The organism is Gulbenkiania mobilis (genome assembly GCA_004346645.1).
GTDB classification, from domain to species: domain Bacteria; phylum Pseudomonadota; class Gammaproteobacteria; order Burkholderiales; family Chromobacteriaceae; genus Gulbenkiania; species Gulbenkiania mobilis.
The window spans coordinates 89,914-101,159 of record SMDA01000001.1; the positions used below are offsets into that span (position 1 = coordinate 89,914).

Annotated in this window: 10 protein-coding genes and 1 tRNA gene; 5 read left to right on the top strand and 6 right to left on the bottom strand. The window is 65.6% G+C overall.

Translation table 11 applies throughout. The features are described from left to right. Positions 1–6: 6 nt before the first annotated feature. The gene (locus EV669_RS00430; protein ID WP_132097604.1) at positions 7–2,028 is read right to left on the bottom strand and encodes an autotransporter outer membrane beta-barrel domain-containing protein; all 2,022 of its coding nucleotides are present in this window, start codon (positions 2,026–2,028) and stop codon (positions 7–9) included. Between the two features lie 128 nt (positions 2,029–2,156). Here EV669_RS00430 and flgA point away from each other — a divergent pair, with 128 nt between their 5' ends. From flgA to EV669_RS00455, 5 genes are all read left to right on the top strand, one after another. Further along, entirely contained in the window at positions 2,157–2,828 is a 672-nt protein-coding gene (gene flgA, locus EV669_RS00435; RefSeq protein WP_072242886.1) for a flagellar basal body P-ring formation chaperone FlgA, read from the top strand. A 76-nt stretch (positions 2,829–2,904) separates the two neighbouring features. Next, positions 2,905–3,198 carry a flagellar biosynthesis anti-sigma factor FlgM gene (flgM, locus tag EV669_RS00440; RefSeq protein ID WP_132097605.1) on the top strand — a complete coding sequence of 98 codons (294 nt, stop codon included), beginning with the start codon at positions 2,905–2,907 and terminating at the stop codon, positions 3,196–3,198. 7 nt (positions 3,199–3,205) lie between these two features. After that, entirely contained in the window at positions 3,206–3,670 is a 465-nt protein-coding gene (locus tag EV669_RS00445; protein WP_054285429.1) for a flagella synthesis protein FlgN, read from the top strand. 80 nt (positions 3,671–3,750) lie between these two features. Next, the gene (locus tag EV669_RS00450) at positions 3,751–4,671 is read left to right on the top strand and encodes a CobD/CbiB family protein (protein WP_132097606.1); all 921 of its coding nucleotides are present in this window, start codon (positions 3,751–3,753) and stop codon (positions 4,669–4,671) included. A gap of 103 nt (positions 4,672–4,774) precedes the next feature. Continuing rightward, positions 4,775–6,178 (top strand): DEAD/DEAH box helicase, encoded by a 1,404-nt coding sequence (locus EV669_RS00455; protein ID WP_132097607.1) that lies wholly within the window; start codon positions 4,775–4,777, stop codon positions 6,176–6,178. A gap of 117 nt (positions 6,179–6,295) precedes the next feature. On the opposite strand, the gene EV669_RS00460 is transcribed toward EV669_RS00455, so the two are convergent. The 5 genes from EV669_RS00460 to selB form a co-directional block, all read right to left on the bottom strand. Next, a complete protein-coding gene (locus EV669_RS00460) occupies positions 6,296–6,862 on the bottom strand; it encodes a LutC/YkgG family protein (protein WP_072242885.1) in 567 nt (188 codons plus the stop codon). Further along, positions 6,859–8,244, bottom strand: a complete 1,386-nt coding sequence (locus tag EV669_RS00465) for a lactate utilization protein B (protein ID WP_132097608.1) — start codon at positions 8,242–8,244, stop codon at positions 6,859–6,861. Before EV669_RS00465 ends, EV669_RS00460 begins: the two co-directional genes overlap by 4 nt. Then, entirely contained in the window at positions 8,241–8,996 is a 756-nt protein-coding gene (locus EV669_RS00470) for a (Fe-S)-binding protein (protein WP_054285434.1), read from the bottom strand. Before EV669_RS00470 ends, EV669_RS00465 begins: the two co-directional genes overlap by 4 nt. 86 nt (positions 8,997–9,082) lie before the next feature. After that, a tRNA-Sec gene (locus tag EV669_RS00475) sits at positions 9,083–9,177 on the bottom strand. Positions 9,178–9,227: 50 nt separating this feature from the next. Continuing rightward, a complete protein-coding gene (gene selB / locus EV669_RS00480) occupies positions 9,228–11,126 on the bottom strand; it encodes a selenocysteine-specific translation elongation factor (protein WP_132097609.1) in 1,899 nt (632 codons plus the stop codon). Positions 11,127–11,246: the final 120 nt, after the last annotated feature.

Below are 11,246 nucleotides of genomic sequence, written 5' to 3' on the forward strand. Positions count from 1 at the left end.
ACGGGCTCAGAAGCGGCCAGATAGCCCCAGCGTGACCCCCAGGGCATGGCCGCCCTCGCGGCCGCTGCTGCCCTGCACATGCAGGTAGCCGTCCATTGCCTTGGCAAGGTTGGCCGAAGTGCCCAGCTGCCACTCGGTCCAGTTGCGGTCACGTTGCGCGGTCTGCATGCGGTACTCGCCACGGGTGTTGACTAAGCCTGCCTCCACCCAGCGCCGATCATCATTGAACGCATGGTTATAGCTGAGCGCTGCATAGGGTGTGAAGCGCCCCAGCGGTGCCGTCAGCGTCCAGCCCAACGTGCCCACCTGCGACTTTACCGTTTGTTCGCCGAAATGCTGCGTGGTGCTGTTGCTACCGTTTTCCACCAGAGCCTTCACCTCTACCTTGTCGTAGCGCAGGCCGGCCATCGGCCCGGTACGTACCGGGCCCAGCGTCACCCAGTAGCCCCCCTGTACCCGTGCGCCGGCCTGGCTGGCGCTGGTGCTGCCGGTTTCAGTGCGCGTGAGGGGCCCCAGATGCACCGTACGCCGGGTGTCGATGTCGGACTGTCCGAAGAAGGCGTCGGCATCCACCCATAGCGGGCCCTGACGCAGGTTGTAGGTGGCGGTTAGCTGATGGCTGCGGCTCTCGGCCTGTCCCACGCTCGACAGCTCGCTCTCGGTCTTGCCGGTCGTGAAAGCCAGTCCCAGCATCGTAGTGGCATTGAGCTGGTAGCCGATCCCGGCCGTCACCAAACCTTTCGGGTCCGCAGAAGCAGGCCCGGCGTGATCCTCCCCTCCGGTAACGCTGGCATAGACATCCACCGCGCCCGCCGGGCGCATCGCGCCATCCAGAGTGCGGTAACGGGCGTCCAGTGCCTGGCGCGCGCCTTGTACCACGCCTTGCGGTGCGGCTGTCACTACTTCGGCAAACCGTGCCGCATTGAGAAAGGAGGCGAAGTACTCACCGAGGATCCGGTGTGTTGCCGGGCTGGGATGACGATCGTCTGCAAACAGGTAGCGTTCGTTTCCATTCACGTCGGCGCTGGTGCAGCTAAGCGAAGAAACGCCCGCAGGGCACGCTGACCCGGTGACGTTGCTCAGGCCGAAGGCGGCCGGGTTGGCTAGCACCTCGGCGAACAGGGTCTGGGTATCCGCGCGGATGACGTTGGCCCCGCTGGCCATCAGCGCGCCGTCCGCGGACAGGTTATAGTATTGCGACAGGGTGTTAAGCGCGCTGCGGGCCGTCGCGTAACCGGTGGTCAACTGGCCGAGCGTGGCCTCGAATGTCGGACCGCTGGTCTGTCCGGTTAGAGAGGATGCCAGCATCTGCAAGGCCTGGTTGACGCGGGCCTGCTGGCTGGCGGCCTCCAGCGTCGGCCCGTTGCGCAGGATGCTTCCGGTAGCACTGCGCAGGGCCGCTTTGGTGGCATCGCTGGCAGGCAGCGCGTCGATGACTGCATAGAATGCGGCCGGTGTGTTGCCGAAGGCTGGCAGGTTGGGTGCAATGATCAGGTTGGCGCCACGCGCCTTCAGCAGCCCGAGCTGCATGGCCAAGGCTGTGGCAGAGGCTGCCGCGGTGGCTTGGGCCGTGGCAGGAGTAGCCGCCGCAGCCGGGATGTCGTTGCCGCCGCTCCAGACAAAGTAGACTGCGTTGCCATCGGCGCGCCCGCCGGTACGCGCCAGATGGTCGCTGATCTGGGTCGGCAGGTCGCGAATCTCCAGGCCCCCGGGCCCGGCATTGCCCACTTCTTCGGAGCGCGCCCCCCCTTGGGCGAAGTTATTGCCCGACTGGCTGGTGGCAGGGTTGGCCGAGTTGGTGGCCACGCTCTGCAGTCCTAGGGCAGCGGCAAGATAGTCTGCGTGGTTCGGGGCATTGTCCACGGTGAAGCGCGCCCCCGGGGGCAGAGGGCCCAGCCCGCCGAAGGCGCCGCCGTCGGTCAGGCTGTCACCAAAGAAATAGATGTTTCCAAACACCTGGGCTGTTGCGCCCGGTGCCTGCAGGGCCAGTATGGTCGCCGCTGCGGTGATTGCCAGTCTGAACTGCATGAAGCTTCCCCTCGCTGCGTGTGGTTGAAGTTGTTGCTCTAATGACGGGGACAAGTGTTTGCCGGGCGGAAAAGTCCGTCAATGCAGCGCGGCTGTCGGGCAAGCAGACAGAGAAAGTGTGAGGACCGATGAGCCGTAAATGGTGGATGGGGATGGTGTGGGTGATGGGAGGCAGCCTGGCACACGCGGCCGGTCAGAGCCTGCCAGCGCTGGAGGCGCTGGCGCGCGCCTTCGTGCAGAACGAGCTGGCCGCGCAAGGGGCCAGCTTCCAGCTGGGGCGTTTCGATCCCGCGTTGGTGGTGCCTGCCTGCAATGCACCCCGGGTAGCCTGGGCTGGGGAGGGACAAGCATCCGGACAGGTGCTGGTCAGCTGCCCGGACAAGGGGTGGAGCCTGCGGCTGCCGGTGACCGTGGTACGCAAGCAGATGGGGCTGGTGACTACCCGCGCGGTGCGGGCGGGCGAAGTGCTGCGCGCAGAGGATGTGCGGCTGGCCGAAGTGCCCAATCCGGCACTGGCACGCAACGTGCTTTCACAGAGTGAGATGGCCGTGGGGAAGGTGCTCCGCAGCGGTGCCCCGGCAGGGGCTTGGGTGCGTGACTTTATGGTGCGCGCCCCGCTTCTGGTAAAGGCCAACCAGCGGGTGCGCGTGTTGGCCGAAGGCGATGGTTTCGCCGTCCAGTCAGAAGGCGTGGCAGTGGGCAATGCCGGGGAGGGCGAAGCTGTCTCCGTGCGCATGAGCTCGGGCCGCCTGGTCCGTGGTACGGTTGCCACGGACGGTAGCGTGAAGGTCGTATTTTGATAAAATTTATTCTCAAGAAAAGGCCGTTTGCGCCGATAATGAAAGTAACCACGTCTACCGTACGGAAGGAATGACGATGAAAATCGACAGCTCGGGCAAAGCCCTGGGTGCCTATGCGCCCCAGGCAAAGCCGGCGCGCCGCGACGAAACGCCGGCTGCAGCCCGCCCGGCCGCGCCCTCCGAAAATGTTGCCATCAATCCCGCCGCCAGCAAGATGAGCGCCATCGAGCGTGAGATTGGCACGGCACCCGCGTTCGACAGCGAGAAGGTCGCAGCCATCAAGGCGGCCATCACTGCCGGCACCTTCTCGGTCCACCCGGAAAAGATTGCCGATGGCCTGATCGCCTCTGCGCGCGAACTGCTGAGCTGATCCTCCGATGACTGCTGCCGTGCCGTTTGCCGGATGGTGTCAAGAAGAAGCCCGTGCTTTGGCCGGGCTTCGGTCTGTTCTGGTGGCCGAATCCGAAGCGCTGGACGCACGCGAACCTGCCCGGATCGAGGCGCTGGCGGCCGAGAAGGCGCGGCTGGTGGAGGCGCTCTCGGCCCTTGCCGCGCGCCGCGGTGCCTGGATGCAAGAAGCCGGTCTTGACTCGCGCGAGGCGCTGACGACCTGGCTTGCCGACCAGCCTGTCGAGCGGGACGCCTGGGGGGCTCTCGAACAGATTGCCGCCGAGGTGCGCGACCTCAACGCTCGGAATGGTCAACTGATCGACGCCCGGTTGGCGCTTACCAATGAAGCCCTGACCCTGCTGCGCGAGGCGGCTGCTGCCACACTCGGCTACACCCGCGAAGGCGCAAAGCCCGATCTGCCAGGTGGCGGCCGCCACCTAGGCTCCGCCTGAGCCGACCAGCCTCCGCAGGTGTGCGCTCCGGAGGCTTTGTGGTATCTTCGCCGCTGGGCTAGAAACCACTTTCCGACTACATGACCCTGTTATCCCTGATTGCTGCCCTGCTGCTGGAACAGGTCCGGCCGCTGGGGAATCGCAACCGTGTCTGGTTGCTGTTCACCCGCTATGCCAACCATCTCGAGCGCAACTTGAATGCTGGTTCCAACCGGCATGGCGTGCTTGCATGGCTGGCGGCGATCGTCCCGTTCGTCGCGGTGGCACTGGGCGTGTTCTATCTGCTGGATATGGTAAGCAGCGCCCTGGCCTTTGCCTGGAGCGTGTTTGTCCTCTACCTGACGATGGGCTTCAGACATTTCTCGGGTGCCTTCTCCGACATCTCGCTGGCGTTGGCCGAAGGCCGCGATTTTGATGCGCGGCAGGCCCTCGCCCAATGGACCGGCCAGCCCACCTCGGAACTCTCGGTGAATGAGATTTCCCGCCTGGCCATCGAGCAGGGGGTGATCGACACCTACCGGCATGTGTTCGGAACGATGTTCTGGTTTGTGATCCTGCCGGGTCCGGCGGGTGCCCTGCTGTACCGGCTGAGCGTGATGCTGGCCCAGAAGTGGGGCGACCGCTGGAGCGAAGAGGATCGCTTCGGCCGCTTCGCCGCGCAGGCCTTGGCCTGGCTGGACTGGGTGCCGGTGCGCCTGACGGCCGCGAGCTTCGCCATCATGGGCGACTTCGAGGATGCGGTGTACTGCTGGCGCTCGCAGGCGCGCACCTGGGGCAACTATGCCCACGGTATCCTGCTGGCCTCGGCTGCCGGTGCCATCGGCGTGAAGCTGGGGGATCCGCTGCGACAGGATTACACGGTCCGCTTCCGCCCCGAACTGGGTGTGGGTGACGAGGCCGATCCGTATTACCTGAAGAGTGCCGTGGGGCTTGTCTGGCGTTCGGCCCTGCTGTGGCTGGGTGTGATCCTGCTCATGAGCCTGACCTTTCACATCGGTTGATTCCTGCGGGGCGGCCCCTCAAGCCGTCCCGCTCTCATTTTCCGGGCCTGCCCGCTGCCGCTGACACGGCCGGCCGGCCCGTTGCGATTCTTGGAGTAAATACATGCATTTTGCCGAGCTTGGGCTGTCGCCCGAGATTCTGCGTGCGATCGAAGAGATGGGCTATACCGAGCCCACCCCGATCCAGGCAAAAGCGATTCCGCTGGTACTGACCGGGCGTGACCTTCTGGCCGCCGCCCAGACCGGCACCGGCAAGACGGCGGCCTTCGTGCTGCCGCTGCTGGAGCGGTTGAAGAAGTTTGCCAACAGCAGCGTTTCCCCCGCGATGCATCCTGTTCGCGTACTGGTGCTGACGCCGACGCGTGAGCTGGCCGACCAGATCGGGGTCAATGTGCGAGCGTATACCAAATATCTGCCGCTACGTTCGGCCACGGTATTCGGAGGCGTCAATATGGACCCGCAGGTGCAGGAGCTGCGCCGTGGCGCAGAAATCCTGATCGCGACACCGGGCCGCCTCCTGGACCACGTGCAGCAGAAGACGGTGCAGTTCAACAAGGTGGAGATGCTGGTACTGGACGAGGCGGATCGAATGCTCGACATGGGCTTCATCCAGGACATCCGCAAAATCCTGTCGCTGTTGCCCAAGGAGCGGCAGACGCTGCTGTTCTCCGCCACCTTCGCGCCGGAGATCAAGCGGCTGGCAGCCGACTTCATGCGTTCGCCCGAGACGGTGGAAGTGGCACGTCGCAATGCCACCAACGACCAAGTGGAGCAGATCGTGTATCAGGTGGATGGCAGCCGCAAACGGCATCTGCTCAGCCACCTGATCCGCAGCCGGGCGATGAGCCAGGTGATCGTGTTCTGCAAGACCAAGCTTTCGGCCGACCAGCTGGCGCGCGATCTCAAGCGCGACGGTCATGCGGCAGAGGCCATTCATGGCGACAAGGCGCAAAGTGCACGCCTGGAAACACTGGAGAAGTTCAAGGCCGGCGACGTGAAGGTGCTGGTGGCCACCGATGTGGCGGCCCGTGGCCTGGATATCTCCGAGCTGCCGTATGTGGTCAACTTCGAGTTGCCCAATGCGCCGGAGGACTATGTGCACCGCATCGGCCGCACCGGCCGTGCCGGCGCCAAGGGGATCGCCATTTCGCTGATGTCGCAGGACGAGACCCGTCAGCACGAGGCTATCGAGAAGCTGACGCGCCAGACACTGACGCCACAGACGGTGGAAGGGTTCTGGCCTTCGTGGATGGAGCGTCCGGCAGGCAGTGCGCCCGCCCCCACACGGGGTCCGGGCCGTGTCGCCTCGACGACGGGTGGCCCCAGCCTCGCACGCGGGGAGCGCAGCGAGCGTGGAGAGCGCGGCGACCGGAGTGATCGCAGTGAGCGCGCCGAGCAGCCGGACAGCGAGCAGGCCCCACGCCGCACGCTGCGGCCCCTGCGGCGACGCGAGCGGGAAGTGCCTGCCCTGCTGCTTCCTCCGCGCTACAAGTCCGAAAACACCTGAGTTTTTCGGCCAACCTCCCGCCCTCCCCGCCCTCCCCGCCCTGCCTTGGCAGGGCTTTTTGCTGTCGGCAAAAAAGCGGCCAGCCAGGCTGCTTTTACTGGAAGGCGGGTGCCAGATTCAGACAAAAATGACTAACGCCGCCATCGCTCCGTGCGCACCCATCACGAGGCTCTGCTCTATGTCGGCGGTACGGGAGCTGCCGCTGATGAAGGCGCCAAAGCCGTGTTCCCGGAAGCGGATGCGGGCGTAGGCATCGCGCATGTTGTCCACAATGGCGGCACGTGGCACTACCAGTACCAGCTTCTGGGTCAGGAAGTAGAGCGAACGGAAGGTGTTGTCCGGATGGCTGACCCAGACGGCTGCGCTTTCGGCCACAGCCAGCTCACCTGGCACGACAGCGACGTCGACATCGTTCCAGTCGTGCGGACGCACCGGCTGGGGCAGGTTGGCCGAAGTCAGGTCCACCAGACGGCCGTGATCAGGCCAGCGTGCCCGTACGTGGTCGAGCACGCTCTCCCCTTCGGCCAACTGCACCGCCTCGCCCCCGAGATTGCGGATTAGTCCGGCAAAGGCGGCAAAGCGGTCCTCAAAGCCCAGAAAGGGTACGGCATGGATGTCGGGTAGGGTGGGCCCTTGCGGGCGGTTTTGGCGCAGGCGTGCCAGGATGGCGTCGCGGCTGGTCATGACGGGTTCTCCTGCTGGCGTTCGCGCCATAGTTCCTTGAAGCTTTTGCTCGGCATATCGGGTAGCGCCCTTCCTGCGCGTGACCAGGCGCTGTCCGCCGTCAGCGCAGCCGGCAGCACTGGCACCACCTTGCGCATTACCTTGCCGCCCGCATCCATCAGCGCCGGATGCCGGATGGCAAAGCGCATGGCCAGCAGGCCCATCTTCTTGACCGGCTTCAGCGTGCCGGCCTCGAAGGCGCGCCTGCGCTGCAGCACCAGCTGTTCGTGCAGGTTGATTTTTACCGGACAGACGTTGCTGCACGAACCGCAGGTGGTGCAGGCAAAAGCCATGCTGCCGTGCTGGTCGATGTCGCGGCTGGGACCGAGCGTAGAGCCGATGGGGCCCGGAATGATGTAGCTGTAGCTGTGGCCGGTACTGCGGCGGTACACCGGGCAGGTATTCATGCAGGCGCCGCAGCGAATGCAGCGCAGGCTCTGGTAGAAGTCGGCGTCGCCTAGGATCTGGCTGCGGCCGTTGTCCACGATCACGATGTGCAGCTGGCCGCCCGGACGGGGGCGGTGAAAGTGCGAAGTGTAGGTAGTGATCGGCGAGCCGATGGCCGAGCGCGCCAGGAGACGGGTGAATACGCCCAGATGCTCCAGCCGGGGAATGATCTTCTCAAGCCCCATGCTGGCGATGTGCAGCGGAGGCAGGGCCGTGCCCAGGTCGGCATTGCCCTCGTTGGTGCATACCACGATACCGCCAGTCTCGGCAATGGCGAAGTTGACACCGGTCAGGCCGGCGTCGGCGGTGAGGAAGTGCTGGCGCAGGTTGGCGCGCGCGGCGTGGGTGAGGTAGGTGGGGTCGTTATTGCCTGCCTCGGTGCCCAGCTCGCGGTGAAACAGCTCGGAAATCTGCTCTTTTTTCAGGTGGATGGCCGGCATCACGATGTGGCTGGGTGGCTCCTGGCGGAGCTGCACGATGCGCTCGCCCAGGTCGGTGTCGATCACCTCGATGCCGTGCTGTTCCAGATAAGGGTTCAGCCCGCACTCTTCGGTGAGCATGGACTTGGACTTCACCAGCTTTTGTACGCCAGCGGCCGCGAGCAGTCCGTGCACGATGCGGTTGTGCTCGTCGGCATCCGCCGCCCAGTGCACCACCACGCCGTTTTTCTCGGCGTTCTCCTGAAATGCCACCAGGTATTCGTCCAGCCGCGACAGGGTGTGTGCCTTGATTTCGCGGGCCAAGGTGCGCAATGCTTCCCATTCGGGCAGTTGGCTGGCCTGTGTGTCGCGCTTCTGGCGTACCCACCAGATGGCGCTGTCGTGCCAGCGGGCCTGTTCCCGGTCCTGCAGGAAGGCCGCCGCCGCCTCGGGGTGGTGGATATGCGCGGGCTTCATGCTGCACCTCCGCGTCCGGTGAGAATTTCGACCACATGCAGCGGCCGGATGGGGCGGCCGTTATGCCGGATGATTCCGCCCATGTGCATCAGACAGGACGGATCGGCGCCGACGATGAACTGGGCACCGGTGGCCTCGTGCTGCGCCACCCGGTCTTCGCCCATCGCTACTGATACTTCCGGCTCGTCCACGCTGAAGGTCCCCCCGAAGCCACAGCATTCGTCACGGCGTTCGGGCAATCTGACTTCGATGCCGTCCACCAGCTGCAGGATGCGCTCCAGCCGTGAGTGGTAGGGCACCATCAGCTCGGACGGGGCGGCGTGGCCCAGCTCGCGCAGGCCGTGGCAACTCTGATGGATGGACACGGTATGCGGGAAGTACACCGGCTTCGGCAGTTTTTCCACCTTCAGCACATCCTGCAGGAACTCCACGATTTCGTAGATACGCGGTTGCAGCGCCTTGTAGGCGTTGCTGTCGGCGATATACCAGTCGTAGTGATGCTTCACATAAGCGGTGCAGCTGCCGGAGGGCGACACGACGTAGTCGTAGTCCTTGAAGAGGCCGGTGAAGCGCTGGGCTGCCTCGCAGGCGCCACGGCTGTCGCCATTGTTGCTCAGCGGCTGGCCACAGCAGGTCTGGTCCATGGGGTAATGTACGGTCACGCCATAGCCTTCAAGCAGCTCCACGGTAGCCATGGCCACGTGCGGGAACAGCTCGTTGACGAAACAGGGAATGAAGAGGGCAACGTTCATGAGATGGGCCCGGTGGGCAGACAACAGGTCAGCGTGAATTAAAACGCCGATGCCCGGCCGGGCCAATGGGGAGTAACCCTTGCGGCTGGCGGAAGAGAATGGGAGTCGAACCCACCCGGGACCGCTGGCGGCCCCCTCCGGTTTTGAAGACCGGCCGCCCCACCGGGGACGCGTCTCTTCCTCTTGCGCAGCAGCGCATTATAGCGGTGCGCCGCCCGGGCTGCACCGGCTTCAGAAGAGGGCGGTCTCACGCAGGTAGTGCCGGTCGCCAGCACGGCGGGTAAAGCCCACGCGGTCGAAATATTCCAGCACCTGGATCGCCAGCTTGCGCCCGGCGCCGATGGCACTGCGATAGCCGGCCGCTTCCACGAAACCGTCCTGCAGCGCGATGACGCGCGCGGCCTCGGCCAGGGCCTGCAGCCGTGTCCGACTGTAGTAACGGTCGGGCACCACTGCCACCACATGGCCCAGTCGGGCCGCCTTGCGCAACAGGGCACGCAGGGTGTCCTCATCGCTGCCGGCGGCCTGAGCCAGATCGCGCACCCACCACGGATCGGTGCGGTCGGTAAAGTGGGGCGCCACCTTTTCCCAGAGCCGGGCCTCGCTGGCTTCAAAGCTGAGCACATGCTCTGGCAGGTGTAGCCAACCACGGCTGTTGACGAGCCGTCCGTCCCCCACCATGGCGTCGAACAGGGCAAAGGCAAGGGACTCGGGCTCGGCAGGTAACGCTAAGCGGCGCAGTCGGGCCCGTCCCGCCCCCAGCTGGTCCGGCTGCTCGGCATGCAAGATAGCCAGACGGGCCTGCACCCGGTCGGCCAGTGCCTGCCAGCGCTGTGGCGTGCTCAGCCAGATCTCCTGCCCGCGGCCGGTCCGGATCAGCGTCCCCAGGCCGGGCAATGTCTCCGCCTTGGCCGAAGGCCACTGACGTGCCCAGGCGAAATCTGTCAAGGCCAGCGCCTGCTGGCCGGCCTGCAGCGCCATCAGGGCGGACTCATCGTCGGCGGCCTGGGCCAGGGTGCGCAAGTGGGTCAGACGCGCCGGCCGGCGCTTGCCGCGCTGCGGTGGCGTCAGTTCGAGCACGCTGGCGCCTGCCAGCGTGTGCCGGGCCGTGCCATCGCGCACCAGCAGGCGGTCCCTCTCGGCCAGATGGAGGGGGATGTCCAGGTCCAGTTCGGCCAACGTTTGTCCGCCCGGGTGGGCGATGTCGCCTTCCAGAAGGGCGATGCGTCCGGTGACGTGGCGCGCGCCATGATAGAGGTGTACCGGCTGCCAGTGGCTGATCGGGCTGCCGGTGCCAGGCAATAGGTCGAGCGCCACGGTGACGCGTGTGCGTGGAGCCGGGGGGGCTTCGGACAGCAGCCAGTCGCCACGCCGGATCTGCTCGCGGCTGACACTGCCCACCAGATTGAGGGCGATCCGCTCTCCGGCCTGCCCAGCCTGCGCCGGACGGTTCTGCGCGTGCAGGCTGCGCACCCGCACCGGCACGTCGGCACCGGTCAGGAACAGCGTGTCGTCTACCGCTACCCTTCCTCCGAAGGCGGTGCCCGTCACTACGAGCCCGGCCCCGCTCAGTGAGAACACCCGATCCACCGCCAGCCGGAAGCGCCGTTGTGCCTGCTGCGCTGCCCAGCCATCGGCCTGGTTGGCCAGATGCGCACGCAAGGCGGGCACGCCTTCCCCGGTGAGGCTGCTGACCGCAAAAAGCGGCGCATCCGGATAGCCATGCCCGGCCGTAAGACGCTGGATTGCCGCCATCGCTTCGGCCAACCCTGCGGCTGTGACGAGGTCGGCCTTGGTGAGGGCAACTGTCAGCCCAGGCAGGCCCAGCCCTTGCAGGATAGCCAGATGCTCGCGCGTCTGCGGCATCGGGCCGTCGTCGGCAGCCACCACCAGCAGCGCATGATGCACGCCGCCTACTCCCGCCAGCATGTTGCCCAGGAATTTCTCGTGGCCGGGCACATCGATGAAGCCCAGCGTGCGCCCGTCCTCGAGCGGCAGGTAGGCATAGCCCAGGTCGATGGTCATGCCACGCCGCTTTTCCTCGGGCAGGCGGTCGGCATCGGTGCCGGTCAGCGCACGCAGCAGCGCGGTCTTGCCATGGTCCACATGGCCGGCGGTGGCGAAAATCATCGGCGGTACCGTAGGAGCGAAGAAATCCGAATGGTAGGCGCTGGCATGCCCACTGCCTAGCCGCTGCCCGGTATGGCTTCACTTTTGTTTGCAATTTCATGGTCTGCAGACACATTTCGC